This is a genomic window from Wolbachia endosymbiont (group B) of Aricia artaxerxes, assembly GCF_964026975.1.
Classification (GTDB): Bacteria; Pseudomonadota; Alphaproteobacteria; order Rickettsiales; family Anaplasmataceae; genus Wolbachia.
The window spans coordinates 657473-678931 of the sequence record NZ_OZ034718.1 but is presented as its reverse complement, the minus strand read 5'-3'; the positions used below and the strand labels follow the sequence as shown (position 1 = coordinate 678931).

10 protein-coding genes and 2 pseudogenes are annotated in these 21459 nt (G+C 33.2%); 6 read left to right on the top strand and 6 right to left on the bottom strand.

What is annotated here, in order from left to right; translation table 11 throughout:
- Positions 1-51: 51 nt before the first annotated feature.
- Positions 52-963 carry a helix-turn-helix domain-containing protein gene (locus tag AAGE00_RS03065; RefSeq protein ID WP_264376373.1) on the bottom strand — a complete coding sequence of 304 codons (912 nt, stop codon included), beginning with the start codon at positions 961-963 and terminating at the stop codon, positions 52-54.
- A gap of 129 nt (positions 964-1092) precedes the next feature.
- Between AAGE00_RS03065 and AAGE00_RS03060 the strand changes: the two genes are divergently transcribed.
- The gene (locus AAGE00_RS03060; RefSeq protein ID WP_262986565.1) at positions 1093-2022 is read left to right on the top strand and encodes an Rpn family recombination-promoting nuclease/putative transposase; all 930 of its coding nucleotides are present in this window, start codon (positions 1093-1095) and stop codon (positions 2020-2022) included.
- Between the two features lie 347 nt (positions 2023-2369).
- Here the strand turns inward: AAGE00_RS03060 and AAGE00_RS03055 are convergent, their stop codons facing one another.
- Entirely contained in the window at positions 2370-9896 is a 7527-nt protein-coding gene (locus AAGE00_RS03055; RefSeq protein WP_341815349.1) for an ankyrin repeat domain-containing protein, read from the bottom strand.
- 102 nt (positions 9897-9998) lie between these two features.
- Between AAGE00_RS03055 and AAGE00_RS03050 the strand changes: the two genes are divergently transcribed.
- A complete protein-coding gene (locus tag AAGE00_RS03050) occupies positions 9999-10958 on the top strand; it encodes an IS5 family transposase (protein ID WP_341815149.1) in 960 nt (319 codons plus the stop codon).
- Positions 10959-10970: 12 nt separating this feature from the next.
- Here the strand turns inward: AAGE00_RS03050 and AAGE00_RS03045 are convergent, their stop codons facing one another.
- Both AAGE00_RS03045 and AAGE00_RS03040 read right to left on the bottom strand, forming a co-directional pair.
- Positions 10971-12335, bottom strand: coding sequence for an OTU domain-containing protein (locus AAGE00_RS03045; RefSeq protein ID WP_341815348.1), 1365 nt, complete (start codon positions 12333-12335; stop codon positions 10971-10973).
- Positions 12336-12540: 205 nt separating this feature from the next.
- Positions 12541-13800, bottom strand: coding sequence for a hypothetical protein (locus AAGE00_RS03040; RefSeq protein WP_341815347.1), 1260 nt, complete (start codon positions 13798-13800; stop codon positions 12541-12543).
- A gap of 645 nt (positions 13801-14445) precedes the next feature.
- On the opposite strand from AAGE00_RS03040, the gene AAGE00_RS03035 reads away from it, so the two are divergent.
- Positions 14446-17055 carry a hypothetical protein gene (locus tag AAGE00_RS03035; RefSeq protein WP_341815346.1) on the top strand — a complete coding sequence of 870 codons (2610 nt, stop codon included), beginning with the start codon at positions 14446-14448 and terminating at the stop codon, positions 17053-17055.
- A gap of 146 nt (positions 17056-17201) precedes the next feature.
- A pseudogene (locus AAGE00_RS03030) lies at positions 17202-17902 on the top strand (IS6 family transposase).
- Between the two features lie 140 nt (positions 17903-18042).
- Here the strand turns inward: AAGE00_RS03030 and ligA are convergent.
- On the bottom strand, positions 18043-19998 hold the full coding sequence (gene ligA / locus AAGE00_RS03025) for an NAD-dependent DNA ligase LigA (protein WP_213863763.1): 1956 nt from the start codon (positions 19996-19998) through the stop codon (positions 18043-18045).
- A 154-nt stretch (positions 19999-20152) separates the two neighbouring features.
- Between ligA and AAGE00_RS03020 the strand changes: the two genes are divergently transcribed.
- Positions 20153-20584 carry a hypothetical protein gene (locus tag AAGE00_RS03020; protein WP_250147183.1) on the top strand — a complete coding sequence of 144 codons (432 nt, stop codon included), beginning with the start codon at positions 20153-20155 and terminating at the stop codon, positions 20582-20584.
- Positions 20585-20600: 16 nt separating this feature from the next.
- Here AAGE00_RS03020 and tnpA read toward each other — a convergent pair.
- Positions 20601-21019: pseudogene (gene tnpA, locus AAGE00_RS03015) on the bottom strand (IS200/IS605 family transposase).
- Positions 21020-21243: 224 nt separating this feature from the next.
- Between tnpA and AAGE00_RS03010 the strand changes: the two are divergent.
- Positions 21244-21432 (top strand): hypothetical protein, encoded by a 189-nt coding sequence (locus AAGE00_RS03010; RefSeq protein ID WP_017531751.1) that lies wholly within the window; start codon positions 21244-21246, stop codon positions 21430-21432.
- Positions 21433-21459: the final 27 nt, after the last annotated feature.

Below are 21459 nucleotides of genomic sequence, written 5' to 3'. Positions count from 1 at the left end.
CTTATTTTTTCATCAAAAAGTAAAGATATTAATAGATACTGATTTTTTATTTTAAATTTGTTGAATTTCGTCTAAAGAGATGCCTACTGTTTTTAAAATAATATTGATAGAAATTCCTTCCTTAACTAAATCCTTTGCAATTTTCATCTTTTCTGCTCTTTTCACTTTCTCTTCGCAAATTTGTATGCTTTCAAACAGAGATTTCATTAGTGCATGACGTAGTTCTTGGCTTTCAATTTTTTTGTATTCTTCAATTAAATTAGGTACCACTTTATCATCTGCATCCTCTGTTAGTTCAAGTAGGTCCATGATATTAATCGATAACGCCTTTGCTATCTCATATAATCTTCCCAGTGGAACAGCAGTTCTTCCTTGTTCATAGTTGCTTATTTCATCACGTGTTGTACTCATTTTCTTTGCTAAATCCTTCTGAGTATATTCCCGCACTAGTCTCCATTCTTTTATCTTCTTTCCTATTTTGCAGTATATAGAACCTATTTTTTCTTCAACACATTCATCAGCAGAGAGGCCAATTGCTTGTGAAACAATATCAACAGAAATCCCTGCTTTAACCAGGCCCTTTGCAATTTTTACTTTCTCTGCTTTTTTACTACTTTTCTCACCAACTCGGGTAAATTTTGTTAGCAAGTAAAACACCTTGCGCAACTCTTGATCATTAATCGTTTTATATTTTCTTACTAGATTTAATATTTCCTCTCCCTTATCTTCAAAACAGATTTTTTCATTTGATACAGGAATAAGATCCGTAATATTAATTGATAACACCTTTGCTATAGCGCACAACTTTTCAATCGAAATTTTTCGTGTTCCTTTTTCATATTGTAGTACTATTTGATATGTTACGCCGATTTTTCCCGCTAAATCTTTTTGAGTATAGCCTCGCTTTAACCTCCAGCTCCTTACTTTTTGTGCTATCTGATACCTTATAGAGATATTTGCCATAAATATTATACAGTTTAATACTACCAAATAAAGATATACAAAAGGGATGCTTCTTTCTATGTTTGAATTTTAGTTGAATATTTCTTCACAATTGTGTATAATTACTAATGCTTTTTAGGTTAATTCGTCATGGCTCTTTCGAAATTTCTTGATCCCAAAAATGACTTGAGCTTTAAAAAGATCTTTGGCTCTGAAAAGAATAAAAATATCTTAATTCACTTCCTCAACGATATCTTAGGTTTTTCTACTTCTGATCAAATAATGGAAATTGAATTCCTTAGTACCATTATGGATCCTGAAATTGCCTCTGACAAACAAAGCATTGTTGATGTTCTTTGCAAAGACTCTATTGGTAATAGATTTGTTATCGAAATGCAACTCGCTCGTGATAAAGGCTTTGAGAAACGTGCTCAACTTTATGCTGCTAAAGCTTACTCTCGGCAATTAGATAAATCTGGTAATTACATTCATCTTCAGAAAGTCTTCTTTATTGCTATTTCCAATTGTAACCTTCTGCCTGAAGAAGTTGACTATATTTCTACTCATAATATACGCGATATCAAAACCAATGGGCATTACTTGAAAGATTTACAATTTGTCTTTATTGAGTTGCCTAAATTTACAAAAAATAAGGTAGAGCAATTAGAGAATACTACAGAGAGATGGTGTTTCTTTTTTAAATACGCAGAAGATACAACTGAAGAAGATCTAAAAAAGATAGCAGCAGAAGCTCCGATAATAAAGCTAGCATATGATGAATTAGACAGGTTTCGCTGGAATGAAAAGGATTTGATCGCATATGAAGAAAGAATATTGAGCGTGCAGAAAGAAAACGCTATCCTTGCTCAAAAACTCGATGATGCTAAACATGAAGGAATCCAAATTGGAGAAGAGAAAGGCAGGAAAGAAGGCATCCAAATCGGCCATGAAAAAGGTAAAATTGAAGGTAAAATTGAAGTTGCAAAAAATTCACTCAAGGCCGATGTCCCTATAGATGTTATAGCTCAAATTACCGGTCTCTCTCATTCTGAAATTTTACAACTCAGGGAAAAAACATAAATACTACAACTTATTCACTTCAACATTTATGAAAATCTTCTTTAAGTTAGATATATTCCCTAATTAAGAATCTAATGAACTGTCTAAAATAGCTATAAGGATTGCACATAGAATTATATAAATTACTATCATAACGTTACTCAAACTTCTATATCAAAGCTACGTGCTGTAAGTTCAATATGGAAAACACATTAACCACTTAGTATTTAATGTCTACTTCATCCATTTTAGTATTAGGACCATCAAACTTGCTACTGGTTTCCCTAATTATTTTGGCTAATTTTGCTACCTTCACTTTAAAATTTTCACTACTTGGCATTTTATAGCTGCACCTCTTATATTATAACCTACCTATTGATATTACCTCCAAGCTTGGTTACTCCTATCTCAGAAAGACAAGTTGATACTTCTGAATGGCTGTGAACTGAAGCATTACTTAAATAACTTTGAGGCTCTAAACTTATCTGCTGTTTTTTTGTACCATCAACTTCTAATGTACCATCTCTGTTGTGTAATATCTGCTCTATTGATTGATTTAGCAGACCCTTATTAAATTGAGCTATAAACTTGTCAAATTTCTTCAGACTTAATTTACCAGCTTCTTTACCAGGGCATGCTTTCTCTACATACGATTTTAAAATCCCTGAAATTTCATTAAATTTACCACTCATGACTTTCCTAGTAATCTCTTTCTGCATTTCCATATAATCAATATTTAACCGGTGCATTGATATGCCACTTTTTAATGCAGCTTGTTCTACTACTTTCTCAAATTTCTCTGTAATATTCAATGCATAGCCCTGCGCTTCCAGTAATGATACGTTCTGATCTGATGTAAAAATGTATTTTTGACCCGTAACCTTTCTAACAAGCACATCAAGTAACATTATCGTACCATTTACATCTATTGGCGCATCAACTTGTAAAATTGAACTTGTAGTACTTGATGTTTCCTCAGGTAAAACAGCTCTAAACCCACCTACAGAACTTTTCACCCAACTAAACAAATCATTTATCCATGAAGATGGTCTTGTGCTACTACTTGCTGCTATTCCAGGTTGATTACTTGAATCTACAGAAAGGAATTTATGTGATGAGTGATTATGATTGCGATTGTGATCCCCGTGGTGATGACGGCGTCTGCGTTGCACAGGTTTTTCTCCTTTTTCATTGAGTTTTTTCTCTAAATATTCTGCAATACTACTATCTCTAGCAATATCTAGCGGTGCCTTGCCGTAATCACCTCTAGCATCAAGATTAGCATGAGCATCGACAAGAACTTTTACTATATCAAGACTGTTGGTATCAGCAGCATAATGTAAAGGTGTCCAATTGTCTTTGTCTTCAGCGTTAACGTTTGCACCACGATTAAGAAGCAATTTGACCACATTTAGTCTTTCATTTAACACAGCTCCATGCAAAGGAGTTGCTTGATATTCCCCATTTTTAGTTTCAATATTAGCACCATTATCAAGAAGGAGTTTAACTAGGTTTAAATCACCGATTTCAGCAGCTGAATACAGTAGTGTATTACCGTTCTTGTCATTGGTATCAATGTTAGCACCCTGAGCAATAAGACCTTTAGCTTCATTAAAACCATCGCTTTCCACAATAGTCAACAATTTTCTATCTAATTGTACTTGCTTCAAAATTCCTGCTATATCTAGGTAACCTTTTCGAGTAGCCAAATCTAAAGATGTTTGGTTATAAATATCTCTAACTTCAATATCAGCACCTCTGCCAAGAAGGAGTTCGACTGTATTTAATTTGTTTCCTTGTATAGCTACATGCAATGGTGTCCAACCATTATTGGTTATATTATTAATACCGCTAATATCCTTGTCTAAAAGAAACTTAACTATTTCAAGACTACTACTGTACTGGGCAGCTACATGTAATGGTGTATTACCATACACATCTTTAGCATTAATATTAGCATTGTTATTGAAGAGAAACTCAACTACACTAAGTTTATCACGAGAAGCAGCAAAGTGTAAAAGCGTCCAACCGTACATGTCTTTAGCATTAATATTAGCCTTCTGATTAATAAGATCTTTAACTTCATTAAGACCTGCATCTTGCACTGCAGCTAACAATTTTTTATCTAATTCCGTTTGCTTTAGAAACTCTGCTACATTTGTGTCATTCTCTTGAGCAGCTAAGTCTAAAGGTGTTTTACTATCCTTATCTTTAACACTGATATCAGCTCCTTTGTTCACAAGAAATTTTACCACATCTAAAGCATTGTAATATACAGCATAGTGTAGAGGTGTCCAATCACTACTGTCTTTAGTATTAATCATAGTTTCTTTATCTGAAAGAAATTGAAATATATCATTAAATAGACTCATATTACCATTGTAAACGGCATAGTGCACGGTAGTCCAGCTTGTTGAGAATTTATCTTTATCTGCAACGTCATCTTGATTTCTTTCAGCAGTTTTATCAAGGAAAAGATTAACTATATCCCACTTGCCATTTTTAGCAGCATATTGTAGCGGTGTATAACCGAACTTATCTTTTTCATTTATGAGAGACTTTAATCTTTCTCTTTGGCGAACTGCTTTTACTAGTTCATCAGGTTCTGAATACAAATTATCTTCAAAATTCATACTTTCAATTTTACCTATAAGAAACCTAATAGAACGCAATTTGCCTTCTTGAGCAGCAACATGAAAAAGTGTTTGGCCATCGTTATTTTTAGCTTCAATGTTAGCTTCGCACCCAGCCTTCTTTTGGCAAATCTCTGAAGCTTTATTAATCAGACCTTGTATTTCTGCTATATCAGACAAACTAAACCTGTCTAATCTCCGGATTATTATTGGTTCTAACCCTAAATCGAATTCCAATGTAGAAATCCTATAAGACTCAGAATTATTCCAATTTTTTACATTGATTACATGGTTAGATACTTCGTCGGAAAACACCAAATCTGTATTACTACTGGAAACCCTAATCTGATCTGGAGTAATATCTTTTAATATCACTACTCCTATGCGTTCTTCATCTTGCCCCACCGAAGTTAAAGTGCCATCTTGATTATGTGTGATACTGATAGACTTAGTGAAATCTATAACATATTCTTTTATAATTTTTTCATAATCATTCTTAAGTTTATCTTGATAGTCCATTATTCCATCAACCTCTTGCTGTAAACCTAAATATGGAAAAAAATTACCATTGTTCCACAGAAGAAAATTAACATCTCTCCATTTACTTTGGTCATTATAAAAATCTTCTACTCTAATAATAAAAGGAATCTCACCTTCTCTTGTTAATAAGAGATCATCTTCATCTTTATATTTCTCGATATCTTCAAGATTAGAATCAATCACTAAATGATCACCTTCAAAATCCTTAGGCAACAAAAACATATTCTGAGTCTGTGTGGCATGGAAAAAGGGAGATAATTTGCCACTTTCTACGGAAGAGCCAGCACATGACATTGATTGTACATAAGGAATAAAGGTTTCTCCTTTACTGTTCATAACCATAAGGTGCCTATAGCTGTTACCCTTAAGATAATTTCTTACTTGAACATGAGTATTACTATAGTTTAAATGCAAGTTACACTGTTGAATTGAAAACTCCTCAGGAACTTCTGGCATAACCAACATATCTAATTTTTTATCACCTGAGTTATTATCAATAATAATCTCTCTTTTCTCTGTGTTGCTATCAATAACATACATATCACTTCCATTTCCACCTCTAGCAAACATACTCCTTTGGTCAAAATTTATTATATCTTCTCCTGAAGAACCAAATACCATATGTTGGAATGCGCTATTGCTTTGTAGTTTTGCTCTAACAACACCAAAGACTTTATAGTCCTTATTATTAATGAGTATTTCCTTGTAATGATTTTCTGCAGCATCAAAGCTATCAAGAGAATGTTCTGTATGTAACTCGAACGAGTTAATTTTTGTAATGGATGATTCTAGTTTCTCAATTTTAGGAATAATATTACTACCATTTTTATCTATCAGCATAAAATTAGGTTGATTACTGCCTTGCTTAATATAATTTTTAATATCAAGGGTATATTGATTACCTTGACCCAGCCCTATTTTTAAAGATAAAGTATTATTAGTCGAGAAATAAGATATTTCATCACAATCATCTAGCAGATTAGTTTCCGGAAAGATTACAGTTCCCGTTCCTTTTACATCAATTTCTGAATATAAATCTTTAGCCTCGTAATCTGTGGTTTTTATATAAAAGGTATAATCATTTTCTGCACCTGTAACTTTAGTGTATGGCGCAATAGCTACTTTTTTACAATTATCAACTGTATCCTTCTCATTTTTGCTCAAACCTCCACCACTATTTATAAAGACGTCACGATTATCGTTTCTAGTAAGGCGCCTAGAATTATATGTACATAAAACATTATCTGTCTTATTTTGCCTTCCAATATAGCTATACCTGAAAGCATCGACATTGCTATCAACATAATCATTGATCAATCGATGAAGATTTGTTGTTAACCTTAAAAGACCGGGAGCGTTAGGTCTAAAACGATAGTCAATTTTTGCTTGTACAAAGTCGTATTCTGTTGATTGACTTAGGTCAAGTATATTAGTAGCATTACTTCCACCAATAATTTTACCCGAAAAACCTCCAGGTTTCACAAGAATAAATTTGTTAACAGTATTATTACCACCAGTTATTCCTGTGTTTCCTCTAAAAATCAAGAAGTAGTTATTTAATGTATTACTTCCAACAATGGTACCTTCATCTATGCTTTCTAAATTATAAAGAATTATTGTACCATTTTGCATTCTTCTTCTATCAGCAATAACCATTGTATTTTCACAGTGATGCACAGCTGTTGGAACTGATTTTTTAATACCTTTTTCATAAATTTCGCTAGTGACTTGTGGTAAGCAAATTATCGTAGCATTTTGAATTGGGTCAGGTATAACACGTGAAAGGTTTGTTGTATCAGCATCTGTTCTATTCATTAGAATCTTTCCATACCCTGCATGAAGAGATGGCGTGTCGCTATCCACCCCAAAACCAACTCCATAGGCAACTACATCATTAGGGCTATCACTTAAAGCTTTCCAGGCTCTTTTAGCTTGACTATTAACCATATTATTTCTGGCTGCAAGGTGTTCCAGATCATATGGCATAGATGAAAGTAAAAGCGTATGCAAAAAGATATCGAAATTCTCACCATGAGTTGTATCATACTTCTTTTCATACTCTATAATATTGCTAATACCACTATAAACTCCATGAGTTACCATGAGTCCAAATCCAACTCCAATACCAACTCCAGGCAGACTAGCTGCTGTAAGAGCAACACCAGAAACAAATGACACACCAGAAAAGGCTATAGAAGCTATATTATCTCTTATCTCCTTTTCTCCACATGGATTATTACTATCTTCTCTATTTTTACAGTCTACAAGGTTATTTGCTGATATGCCTATATCAATAATATCAAATATACCAGCTATAGCTCCTGCCGTGCCTTTCGCTATTTTACTTCCAAATTTTACTCCTGCAACTTGAACAACAAATTTTGTCTGCTTACCTAAAGTACCCGGTATAATCCTTCCTACAACTTTTTCAGCTGATGTTACAACTTTTGGAGCAATTTTAACCATTACATTCTCAATTGGTTGAGACGCAAAAGACCATCCTATTCCACCTAGATTTAATCCACAATCCGTTGCTGTTCCATCCTTGCAAGATACAATAGCACCATGAATTCCTCTTATTAATTGTATTCCACCTGCAGCATTCATTAATCTGCTTTTTAATTTCGGGTTTTTTGTTAAATCACTGTTTTGCTGTAAAACGTCACCATATAAATCCTTGATACGCTCATTCTGAATATAGCGCTCATACCCTTGGTCTCCAATCACCTTATCAACTAAATATTTATAGTCACCCTCAATATTTTTGTTTCCAATAAACTCTATTAGCTGAGCATTTTTCCCTTCATCTTGACTGCTTTTAACATAAGTTAGGAACTTTTCACTATCAATTATAACCTTACCTACATTATTTTTATCTACCCTTCCTTTACTAAACTTTTCCACATCATCCTTTGAAAATAAACATTTAATACTTCTCTTCTTTCTATTGCTTTGCTTTGCACAGCCATTAAGATTTAACTTATTCAAAGATTGTGTTGCTTCACCAGTAGGCAGCATATGAACTGAACTATGAACTACTTCAACAGGAATAAATCCTTCCTTGGTTGTCCTACTTGTTAAAATAAGTTTATTCGGATTATTAGATCCTTTATCGAAAACAACACCGATAAATTTTACCTCATCACCATCTGTAAGTGTTTTATAGGTAACACCTTCTTTGTACTCTTCATTTATTTGATCATTTGCTTCCCTCAATAAAGCTTGAGCCCCTTTACCCTGCCTTGATGCCTTAAGTTCTAACCCTATTGGAGTGTACTCCTCAGCATTTCCACCTTGAGCCACAAACTTAATACCATGAACTAGCATGTCAATACGTTCCCCTCTACCAGTTTGAAACTCAGTTAAAACTAATGCTCTAGTTTCTGGTGATTCCTGTAATTTTAAGTCACTATAATAACTAAACACTCCATTCAATATTCCCTGGAAATGAGCTTCTTTATTAACGAGACTCTTAAAAGGAAAGATTCCTTCTCCAATTTTTTCTAATAATCTACTATATCCTCTTATTGATAAGGATTGGATATCTAGTGCTTTATCAAATGTTTCTTTTAACTCATTAGGATAAGTAACTTCTTTAAAAGTACCTTGAAATCTATTATCTCCGTTGTTGTACTCTTGTAAAGAATTGTATTTTTCAGCCCAAATAGTAAGATATCTTTTAAAATCTGACTTGTATCTAGTATCAAAATTAAGACTTAATTCGATTATTTCCCTATTCCCTATTTCTCTATTTAATCTATCAAGAGGAAGAACTTCATTCAGCCCGTTCAAAACATCTTTTCTGTTAGCTTCAACAATATTCATCACATAAACCAACTTCTCTGTATTTTCTGGGATGAGCACCATTGTTACAACTGCATGGCTTGCATCAAGGTTAGCTGACAGTCTTTCTCTGGCTCTTTGAGCTGCCGGACGTCCAAGCCTACGAAGATTAGGATGCACTTCAGTAGGTATATTGTCTCCATAGATAAAAATATACTTTTTTAAACTTGTTCCTGAATCTTCACTTAATAATAATGATTGCCCTAGTAAAAACCTACTAAAATAATGATTATCTCCCTTCTCTGATGTACCAGGAAACGTATGATAAATACGTTCCATATTATCTTTTATCTGTTCTTTTAATTCTCTTTTACCAATCTCTTGCGTATCCCAATCATCAGAGGATTTTAACATATCTTGAAAAAGAGGAATTATTTCTTCTCCACGATTTGATACTTTAATATCAGAGATAGGAGACGGATTATCAAGGTTGACACCAACATATAAAATGTTATCTGCAGTAGTTAAAACTCGCTGAACATTTGGTTGGAAACCTTGTGCATACCTCTCTGCTTGTTGCAAAGCCTTATCTGGAGTGGCATTAGGACCTTCCCCTGCTTTTAACTCAATAATAATGGGAATAGAGTCTAATGCACGATCAGGACCACGAGCTAGCAGGATAATATCTGCATAACCCCTTCCTGCAAATTGCTCTGGATAAACTCTAAGATTATACCTATAGTGGAAATTCATGAAAACGCCTACCATAAATCCATGATGTGCTGCTTCACGTGCACTACTATCATAGATTAATGAGTTTTCATATTTAGAATGAACTTCACTAATCTTTCCAAGAACTCTCTCAAGAGATCTTTCAACTATTGCCTCATCAGAGCCATTTAGCTCAGCTATATCAACTTCTGGATGGCTTTGTTGCATAGCTAGTGTTGGTTGAGGTTATTGTAAGAAGAAAAGCTTTTTAATATATGGCTACTAACGAATTTTGTTGTAAAATAGGCATTTTTCAAACAAGTACAACTTATGCCACAAAAAATGAGAGTAAGTAACCAAAGAGAATATAACGAGTTTCTCAAAAAAAGAGGAAATGTTTTTCATTTTGTTAATCAAGCCATAGAAAATTGGTATGAAAATAGTCCAAAAGTTGCAGGTGGCAATAACACTTATAGTGATAAAGTTGTAATTTTAATACACATAATAGTTCATCTTTTTAGAATTGGCTTGAGACAAGCTGTAGGTTTTGTAAAAGGTTATATGGTACAAATAGGCAAAAAACTTAAGATTATCAGCTATACACAAGCTTCCAGAAGATTTAAAAAGCTTAATTTGAAGATTGATGACCATAGAAGCAATAAAGATGATCTGGAAAATGTTGAAATTGCCGTAGATAGCACTAGAGTTAGTATCTACAATAATAACGGTGGGCATAGTAAGCTTAATATTCGAAAAAGAAAATACAGTGGTTATGGTCAAGTAAGAAAATTACATGTTGTTTTAAACATAAATGATAAGAAAGCAATAAGCATGAACTACACTAGTGGTGTTGCTGTAGACTATTTGCCGGTCTGCGATATGTTAGAAGAAGTCAGTGATAAATATAACATTTGTTCTATTCGAGCAGATGCGGCTTATGATATAAAAAGTGTGTATAAAGAATGCAGAAAATACAATATTGTGCCTATTATTCGCCCTAGGAAGGATACTAAAATTTGTTTAGCTGACTACTTATCAGAAAGAAACAAGTATATTAGTAGAATTAGGTCATATGAGAATTATGAAGATGGTATTAATGAATGGAAGAAAAAAGTTAAGTATGGAGCACGGTCTTATATTGAAGTCTTTTTCTATAGGTTGAAGCAAATATTTGGGTTTGGCTTGAAAAATAAATCAGAGGTAAATCGTGAAAAAGAGCTGTTAATTAAGTGCTACTTATTGAACAAATTTACTGATATAGGTATGGCTGAATTTAAATTAGCTGCGTAAATTCACTGTGATTTACATGCCTATCAGTGCTATGCAACAAAGCCCTTCTGGATTATTCCATATTCCTTTTTCTATTTCATGAAATTCTTTACTAGCAGGGGAATCAAGTATCTCTTTAACTTCCATATTAACAAAAATTCCATCCTTTCCTTTGTAGATCTGTACTAATCTGGATTTTATTCTATCTTGAATTTCATTCTTAATATTTTGCTCAACGTTCCGATTTCTAATCCTACTCCTATCTATATTATTTCTTAATATGTTCTCCAACTCATTAACAGTAAACTGATGGCCACGCTTACCTTCTGAAATGGAAAATAAATCTATATTATTAATAGCATCTTCAGCATTTCCAATTTGACCATTTTTAAAAATAGCTACTTTTAAAGTTTTCGAAGTATCAAAACTAAAATAAATCTTTTTAATATTTAACTTTTCTGCAATTTCTGTATCCAGCAAAGTAGAAAAGCTTCCTAAGAAGAAGTGTGTAAAAAATCCTGCTTTTTCCACAGAGTGTAAATAAGATGGAATTTGATCCACAAATGACTGAAATCTTGTTTCAAAAGATTTAAAATCCTCTTCTTGCTTGCTTGTGCCAACTTCTGTACCTGCTTCCTCTATTAACAACTGTATTAATTCAAAGTCTTGAGGCCTTCCTTTACCCATGACTTTTTTTAAACCTTTTGCAAGCTCTACATCATTATCAACAATACCTCTCTCAAGACCAAAATTATAATGATTTCGGTTACCCGGTGCGCCAACATGAAATAACTGTATTTGAATATCTCCATTACCATATTGAGTTTCAACTTCACCAGAAACACTAATTGTTGCGCTAAGTATTCCACTCATTGCTCTTATTTCAGGTTCACCTCCCCAAGCATTAGGTTTCCGCATGTTCTCTAAGTAACTCTCAAAATTGCCCTCAATAAAACCTCTAAACTCGTTTCTATGAGAACTTATATGATTAACTACTCGATTGCGAAATACATTTCTTACTAAGTTTGCAAATGTATCATCATAATTCGCAGCACTTAAATTCCGGACCAAACCTCTAATATGATCTAAATTTTGGGTTACAGCTCCTTCATTTCCAAATAGTACTTCATACCTTTGTCGAAATAAATCATCGTCGTTTCTGACAGGTATTAAGTAAGCCATAGTAACAGACCAAAACAAGCAACTACCATCTCCTGGAACATCGATTCTCTTAACCTGACTTCCACTTTCGGAATCAACATCAGATCTACGATAACGCTTAAGTTGAGAAAATTCTTTAGCTTGCTCTATATATTGTATTTTACCCGATAATTCGGTAATTTTTGAATTAACGCCTTCTTTTGTTAGATGATCTGCTGGATATTGTGTCTTAAGCATAGAACCCCCTTCATTATATTATGCTAAACCCACTATATCAAGCTTATTATATAACAATCAGAGATATCAATAATAAAAGCTATTTTTACCCATATGCTGGCTTATGTATATAACATTTGTATTATAATACAACCTCTTTTTGATAGAAGCTAAAATAGTAATAAGAAACCACAACCTGCTTTATAGAATTGCCTTATAACACCTCTTAATTACCCAACTCTAATTGCTCACATGCTTTACTTAATTTAACCTCAGTTAAGCTAGTACACTCTTCAACTGTAGACTTACCGTATGATAAAAATTTATTTAGTGAATCAACATCTCTTTTCTCTAATACAGATCGTATATGCTCCGCTTGTCTAGAATCCATAAACTCCTTGATTTGATCAGAATTAGCTTTACTTAATACCGCCCATACTGGTTCCACACACCCCCTATTAATTAGAGGTACTAACAACCTTCCTTGAAACACTGGGCTACTTCTCATTTCTTCATTTAGTAATAAGGCACGATGGCTATCAAACCCTTCCTTTGTCCACATATGCATAAAAAGCCTTATTCCTTCATCTACGCAAGATTTTGAATAGCTTTCTATTTTTCTTATATACTTTAACCAAACACAATAATAATCTCCTGAAACATCACTTGGTTTTAAGCAATCAAACAATCTTTGAAATTGATCAAAGCGAAGTGCACCCTGTAGCGTGTTTAGACTACCATAATAACCATTTTCAGCTAAGTCTCTTTTTAGAAGTTCTGGATATTTATCAGGACTTATTTGACTAAAATAAAACTCGAATATTTCAGGATAACTATTACAACGGTTCCCTGCTACATATACTGCTGTCTTCATCAAGATTTCATCCTTTTTCTGTTCGCTCATCTCACTTTCAGGTAATGATTTTATTTTATTCCAGAAGAATTCCACTGCCTGCTCTTGCTTAAGACTCACAGCACATTTAAGCCCGTACTCATATGGATGACAGCCATCTAAATTTAGTTTAGAGATGTAACCACTAACAAAATGTGACCAAAAAACTATTAAAAGGTTGCCTCCTAGAGTCTTAACTAAGTGACCATACTCCAACAGACTGCTCTTACCTTGAGCTGATAGTTTATTTTTTCTCTCTTCAAATAGAGCAATAATATCTTCTTCCAGGCAATAACGACAGGCAATCTCATATCTTTTATCAGTACTAAAAGGACTATTTGAATTTTGCACAATCAATTTTTTACCTACCATTTGCCTATCAAGCTTAACTCCGTGTAAATTGTCTACTTTTTTCCAACAATCCTCGCTAGACAATACCTGTGCAAGAAAATTACGTCCTTTCTTGCCACTTTTTTGGTGCAGACGCCAATTTGCATAGCACCAGCGTTCAATTTGAAAAAGCTTAGATGCTCTATGGGGATCATCCTCTTTAATAGACGAAAACAAAACTTTTGGAATATCTGAACGCAACATAGCCACTACCTTAATTAATTAGATTATCAATTACATTTTAAGTATAGTATTCTATCTTTAAAACTTGTCAATCATTATTGTAGAAAATTTTCTAACCCAAAGTAGTTTTAGGCAAAAGTCTCTTAAGAAGGTCGGTACGGGATTTTTCTTTACCTTCAAATTCTGTTTTCATTATGAGTTTGCCTTAAATTCCTCCTTAAGAAAATTAGTATTAATCTAACAACGTATTTTACTAATAGCTTAAATAATATAGCCATTTTCAGTGCTCAAAACCAGGGACGGTGAGAACAATTTTTCTTGGAATCAGTTGGACTACCATGTGTACCGTTCGAACTTTTTAATATATTAGGTTTACTATACGCTAAAACTATCCATATTAGGCTATTTCAGCTAAATTTACATATGAACCAATTTGTCTAAATTTGTTGTAAAGATTTCAAGCTTCTATTTTCACAATCCTGCTTTTATTTGAGCTGCTCTCACAAAGGTAGGCACTTTTCTTGCGTCTTTTAAAAGAGTAAATGATCAAATTTGTTGTAACGCTATAGAATCCAGTATTTTCTGCAAACTATAATATAGTTCAGTTAATATATTAGTAAAGTTGACAATTGTTAAAATATTAATTAGAATATTAACAAGGTAAAAATGAATTTCATTCAGTATACTAGAGGAAACAGATTACGTTTGCATGATCAAGAAGTAGATATCAATAAATTGATAAGCTTTTTGCAAGAGAACAAAAATATTATAGAACTTTCTCTCAGTTCTTGTAAGATTGGTAACGAAGGAGCAAAAGCTTTAGCTAATAGTAATCTTACAAACCTTACTGAACTTGATTTACATCGCAATAATATTGGTAACGAAGGAGCAAAAGCTTTAGCTAATAGTAATCTTACAAACCTTACTAAACTTGATTTGTGGTTTAATGATATTGGTAAAGAAGGAGCAAAAGCTTTAGCTAATCTTACAAAGCTTACTCAACTTAATTTAAGTTACAATAATATTGGTAACGAAGGAGCAAAAGCTTTAGCTAATCTTACAAAGCTTACTCGACTTGATTTAAGTTACAATAATATTGGTGCAGAAGGAGTAGAAGCTTTAGCTAATGGTAATCTTACAAAGCTTACTCGACTTTATTTAAATGACAATAATATTGATGCAAAAGGAGCAAAAGCTTTAGCCGAATCTGAGAAATACTGCGAATTCATAGATAAAATTACTCAGATAGAAGGTAATAACGAACCTATGGGTTTTTGTAAACGTCTGAAAAAATTATGGTCTCAAGCAAGAGCAAAATCTAAGAGTAATGTTCGCAAGCTAGATGAAAGCACTATAAGGAGTTTGTTTTTTGATCTTGCACAACACGGTTATACAGGGGGAATAGAGGTTTTGCTGGATGACTATGATAAATATCCTTTTCTAATTAATTCAAGAAATGAGCAAGGACACACACTATCTCATTTCTATAATCACGACCCTGGAATGCAAAGGTTTTTCTTTGAACGTGGTATGATACCTAAACAAAGACCTGAACAAAAAAGAGATGACTTGCGCATTGTACAAGACCGTCAATCTGTCCATGCAAGTCCAGCAGTTAAAAAAACAAACTTTCTTGCTAAAAAACTGGTTGAATCGACGAAAGCAGATGAAGAACAGTTAAAGCAAGCAGCTACTTCTTACGTAGAAAGTATAGAACTACTTAAACAATATCAGAATGATCCAATAAGACTAAATCTTCTTAGTGTAAATGACAAAGAAAAAAGAAGTGTGATGGAGAAAACATTAGGTGATAATCCTGTGCCGAATGATAAAGATTTTATTGGGGATATTATTGATAAAGTTAAGGAAGCACTAAAAAAGAAGTATTTAAAAAAGAACTCCCACGATGAATATGACCAAGGATATCCTACACAAGGATTACAATATGATTATACAAAAGATGATGCAAAAATTACTATACCTGAATCTATAGGCCGTATAAAACTACTTATTGATAATTTTTCCATTCCATTGAAAGAAAAAAAAGAATTGCTAGTTACTCTCATTGCACAAAACCAAGATTTAGTAATGAGCAAACTCTCTTCAGTAAAAAGAGAACTTGGAGATTTCGATACAGAACAACTTGATAAAACGAAACTACATACATTGTTAAATGATATAGACGACAATAAAAAAGTAGATGTGTTATTTAAAGAAATCAGTGATCTAGATATAGAAAAGATCTGGAGAGAGCAAAAAGAGTTCATTCTTCTAAAACAAATATATATAGCGTCAACAACATATGGTGAAGGTAGCAGTGCCTGCATTCAAGGTACATGGAGTCAAATTATTAATAGTATAGACGAAATTAGCTCTGAGATCTTGGAACAATATGATCATTATTTAGAAGAAGAACTAAAGCTAGAAGAACAGAAAAATGCTATTACAGAAGAGAACATTAAACCATTTCTGGAAGGTTTGGCTAAGAATCTAGTTCAACATGCGGAATCTCATCCAGAATTGAAAGAAGCTCTTAAAGATTTTGCTGTGTGCAATGTAAATATTGATGATCCTGAAGAAATTACCTTTGAACAGCAAAAAATTTTAGCAGAGATAAATAAATATTTTAGTGAATATATTAAAAATGCTTTACCGAATTACAATAGAAATATACCAAATAATGATGAATACAAACTTATCATCGAGAAACTGTCAGAGGTAAAAGAAATGCAAGATTTTGCACAAGAGCCATCTAATCAGCAGGAGAATACCATAAGAGAAACGGAAGCTCAAATTGATGAGAATAGTGAGGATAAGTTTTTTGATGCAGAAAATTATAATAAAAGTCGTGCAACTATTAGAGAAAGCGACACAGATGAAGAATTTAAAGATGTTAATGAGTCAATTTTTCTAGAGGAAAATAATACACAATTAGTTCCAGAAAGATTACACTCAGAAACTTCAGTTGTAGCAACAGATCAAACAAATGGTATTCAAAATAATAATCAACAGCCAGGTAATTTAAATAATGATGCTTCACGAAGTAAAGAAAAAAATAAACGGCCTACTGTATGTGCTTTCACATTAGCAATAGCTGGAATTATTTCAGGAATAGCTATTGCAGTTTACTTAGAAATGCTAGCAGTGGGCGTAGCAGTTGGAGCTTGTTGCTTAGTTGTTGCCGCAATCATACACTATTGTAATAAGCCTTTAAAGTCACTTGAGAATAGCAATGATGAAGCTGTAGTGAATCAAATAACAGTGAAAAATATATAACTTAAGGTAAGAAATATGGTTCTGTCGCATCTATAAATTGTGGTACAAGAAGATCGTTAGGTTCTGTCGCATCTATAAATCCTGGTATGTAACATTTGTAGGAAAGTAGAAAAGAAGTGATATGATCATCTAAAAAAAAAGCAAAGATGTTTCGTATTAGTTCAAAATTATTGCCATATTTCAAAGGATTTAGCTTTTCAGCAGAGATAATAATGTTATCTGTATATATGAAATGTAGATTCTCTTTGAGCTATTGAGATTTGGAAGAAATGCTGAGTATAAGGGGAGCAAAAATTGATCATGCTACGTTACAAAGGTGGGTTATCAGATTTGTGCCACTGATAGATGAAGCGGTAAGGAAAAGGAAGAAGCAGGTTGGCAGTAGCTGGAGAATGGACGAGACCTACGTTAAATTAAACGGCAAATGGGTTTATCTATACAGAGCACTATTGGTAATACTGTAGACTTTCTGTTGTGTGCTCGTAGAGACAAGTCTGCGGCACTTGCGTTCTTTCGTAAAGCCTTTAGAGAGAATAACCTTCCTGAGAAAGTAGTAATTGATAAAAGCGGCAGTAATACTGCTGCTCTTGATGATTTGAATACAGAAATTTCTGAAGATTGTAGAATCATGGTTTTTCAAATAAAATATCTAAATAATATTGTCGAACAAGATCATAGATTTATCAAAAAACGAATAAAGCCAATGCTTGGTTTTAAGAGCTTCCACTCCGCAAAGATTACCATTACCGGCATAGAAAATATTCGTATGATTCAAAAAAGACAAATTATCGGGGCTAATGATAATGTTTCTACTTTTGAGAATTTTGCTATGCTAATTGCTCTATAACTCCCATAATCCCAGTTTAACGATCTTCTTGTACCACAATTTATAGATGCGACAGAACCTTCAATTGTATTAAATAAGAGTCTGATATTAGTTTTCAATTCTTCTATCAGTTAATTCATTCCCGTCAGATTAAGTTGTGTTTAGCACAATCTGTTCCACTGTTCTTCATCTAAAATTTCCACACCCAATTCCATTGCTTTTTTATATTTTGAACCTGGATCTTCTCCTGCAATTAAATAGTCAGTTTTAGTAGAAAGGCTTGAACTGATCTTTGCCCCTAAAACTTTAGCTCTTACTTTTGCCTCCCCTCTACTCATAGCACGTAGCTTACCAGTAAACACTATAATTTTGTTATTCAAAAAAGAATCGCTAGAGTTGGAGCTCACGGGAAGAATTTGCAGATATGCAGTAAGATCATTTAACATTTTAATGTTACGTTCCTGAGAAAAAAACGATTTTAAAGATTCAGCTACTTTTTCTCCTATACCATCTATACCTACCAACTCAACATCATTTGATGACATCGAATTATACCAGTTATCATAAGATACATAATAATTTGCGAGCAATTCTGCTACAACTTGGCCGATAAATCTGATACCCAAAGAAAATATGAACCTATCTAGAGAGATTACTCTTCTGCTTTGTATAGCACTTAATAGATTAGCTATTGACTTCTCGCCCCAACCATGATGCTCTTTTAAGGAAAACTCTTTTAATCTTTCCTCTAAAATAAAAATGTCTGGAATTTGTCTTATTAGTTCCAGATCATAAAAAAACTTTATTTGTTTTTCACCAAGGCCAACAATGTCAAATGCATCTTTTGACACAAAATGTTTTAGTTTTTCTACTATTTGAGCCTTGCAATTAAATTCTTCAGGACATCTTACTGCAACTCCTTCAATCTGCACTTTACTACCACATTCAGGACATATGTCAGGAAACACAAATTCAGGCATATTTGCATGACGAGAACCTTCATCTACTTTGACAATTTGAGGAATTACATCTCCAGCTCTTTTAATTGTTACAACATCTCCTTCTCTTATATCTTTACGTTTTATCTCATCTTGGTTATGTAGACTTGCTCTGCTAACTAGCACTCCGCCAATATTAACTGGTACCAAATCTGCAACTGGAGTTAAAACCCCCGTTCTACCCACCTGTATAAATATTTTATTTAACTTTGTCTTCGCATAAATCGCAGAAAACTTATATGCAAGCGCTGAGCGTGGCGCTTTGTGTGTACTTCCCAGACGACTTTGTAGCACCAAATCATTCACTTTATAGACTATCCCATCGATATCATAATCCAAGTTATAACGACAATCATAGATCTCGTTATAGAACTTTAGCATTCCATTCAAACTACTTGTTAAGGAACGATGCTCATTTACGCAAAAACCAAGTTTCTCAAGTTTTTCTAGTACTTCACTTTGACTTTTCTCTATTCCACCAATTAAAGAATAAGCAAAATATCTAAGAGGCCTTTTTGCTGTAATGTTCGCATTCAATTGCTTTAAAGAACCAGCAGCTGCATTTCGAGGATTAGCGAATTCATTATTTTCATTTAACTTTAAAAAGTCGCTGTTACTGATATATATTTCACCCCTTACTTCTAGTCTTCCTTGCACATCTTGTAAAAACTTAGGAAAGCCTTTTATTGTTGCAACATTGTGAGTTACATCCTCTCCTACAAAACCGTCACCTCGAGTTGCAGCTTTAACAAATTTCCCATCTTCATAAATTGCAGAAAATGACAATCCATCAATTTTTGGCTCACATAATATCTCTATTTCATCTGCAATTAAAAATCTCTTTATTTTAGACAAAAATTTTTCTACACCTTGCTCATCATAAGCATTCTCAAGAGAAAGCATAGGTTCTTGATGTTCCACCTTAGAAAATCTCTCATCAGGCGGAGCACCAACACTATCTTGTGTTGCATAAGCTTCTGGCTCTATTGCAGCTAACTTTTTTTTCAGTTCATCATATTCAGCATCACTTATCTCTGGCTTACTTTTTTGATAATATAAGATATTATGATAATTAATTTGATTTTGCAGTTTTTCTCTCATCTTTTCCAAGTCAGTCATGATACCAATATAATGCTCTTTGCCGTCAAGTCATGAATTTTTTCAAAAGGTACTATAAATTTATACTACTGCCCTGAAAAGCAATACTAATATTAATATAATTTTTGTACTTGTATATTAATGTTAGTATAGTTTTTAAATTAAGGAGTACATTATGAAAGAATACAATTACAAAAATTTGGCTGACGAATCAAACTTCGGCTCTCAAGTGTATCGTGCAGGAATGTTTGATAAAATTCTTGGTATAAGCAAAACAGCAAAAGAAGCTGCGAATCAAGTAATATCTAAAATGGGTAACGATTTAAAACTAGAAGCTAGAAAAGCAGCTCAAGATGAAGTAAAAAAAATAGAAGGAAAAATGCTAACTTTAGCTGAAGAAAAAGCTAACAAAATAGCTAGCGAAAAAGCTAATCAAATAGAAAAAAAAATATCGACTTCAATTGATAAGACAGTAAAGTCAGTAGAAGCAAACGCTGAAAAAGCAGCAAAAAATGCAGCTGAAAAAGCAGTGAAAAAAGTAGGACCAGAAGTTGCAGATTTGCTAAAGCCAGAATTCAACCACTATGGATTAAAATCCAAAGATTGAGAGAGAGCATAGAATGCTAACTTTCGACTTGAAAGTCACCAAATTTATCTTCTTTTTTAGAGTGATTTTCAATATAATTTTTTATCATTTCGTCAGTTACATTTCCGCTAGTCCTGACAAACTAGCCTACTGCCCACAACCCAATATCTCTTTTTTAGCTCTGGAAAGTTTTGCTGGATTTTTCTGGAACTTTTTCCTTTTATTAACTGCACTAACTTACTAATACTTAAGTATGGGGGTACAGAAACGTATACGTGTACATGACTTGACGCAACTCTACCTCTGATAATTTCTACTTGATTATTTGCACATACTTCTTGTACAACTTCTTTAGCTTTCTGTCCAATATCTCCAACTAGTACTGGATATCGATATTTTGTTATCCACACTATGTGATATATATACAGAGTGACTGCTTTTTCTATAATATTCCACATTCTTTCAGATTTTTCACCTTAAAATTATATTCTTAAAAGGATGGACTTCAAGTCCAGGGTTTTTCTCCCAAATTTGGGACAATAAAAACTCAGGTAGAAGAAGCAGTAAAAAAATACACTGAAGAAAAAATTGAAAGTCTTATCAAACCTGAAATCACAAGCAAAATAGGTGATTTCCTCACTGAACAAAGTGAAAAATCAAGCAAATTTCTAGAATATGAAATGAATAAGTTAATCGAAAATGCACATAGGGATTTGGATACAAGAATAGACAAGATTGAATGCGAACTTATAGAAGCAAAATCTGAAGTTTTAAAGACTGCTGCAAATAGTTTGAATGAGAGTGCAGACTTATTGTTTTCTGCTGCACGAGATGAAACATGTGAAAACCAAGATTTAGTGTATTTTTAATCATGAAAGGGGTTTTATGGGCAAAAT

What these genes read in the sequence shown, in the direction of transcription:
- AAGE00_RS03065 (WP_264376373.1), bottom strand. Translation starts at nt 963, where the DNA reads ATGGCAAATATCTCTATAAGGTATCAGATAGCACAAAAAGTAAGGAGC.
- AAGE00_RS03060 (WP_262986565.1), top strand. Translation starts at nt 1,093, where the DNA reads ATGGCTCTTTCGAAATTTCTTGATCCCAAAAATGACTTGAGCTTTAAA.
- AAGE00_RS03055 (WP_341815349.1), bottom strand. Translation starts at nt 9,896, where the DNA reads ATGCAACAAAGCCATCCAGAAGTTGATATAGCTGAGCTAAATGGCTCT.
- AAGE00_RS03050 (WP_341815149.1), top strand. Translation starts at nt 9,999, where the DNA reads ATGCCACAAAAAATGAGAGTAAGTAACCAAAGAGAATATAACGAGTTT.
- AAGE00_RS03045 (WP_341815348.1), bottom strand. Translation starts at nt 12,335, where the DNA reads ATGCTTAAGACACAATATCCAGCAGATCATCTAACAAAAGAAGGCGTT.
- AAGE00_RS03040 (WP_341815347.1), bottom strand. Translation starts at nt 13,800, where the DNA reads ATGTTGCGTTCAGATATTCCAAAAGTTTTGTTTTCGTCTATTAAAGAG.
- AAGE00_RS03035 (WP_341815346.1), top strand. Translation starts at nt 14,446, where the DNA reads ATGAATTTCATTCAGTATACTAGAGGAAACAGATTACGTTTGCATGAT.
- ligA (WP_213863763.1), bottom strand. Translation starts at nt 19,998, where the DNA reads ATGACTGACTTGGAAAAGATGAGAGAAAAACTGCAAAATCAAATTAAT.
- AAGE00_RS03020 (WP_250147183.1), top strand. Translation starts at nt 20,153, where the DNA reads ATGAAAGAATACAATTACAAAAATTTGGCTGACGAATCAAACTTCGGC.
- AAGE00_RS03010 (WP_017531751.1), top strand. Translation starts at nt 21,244, where the DNA reads ATGAATAAGTTAATCGAAAATGCACATAGGGATTTGGATACAAGAATA.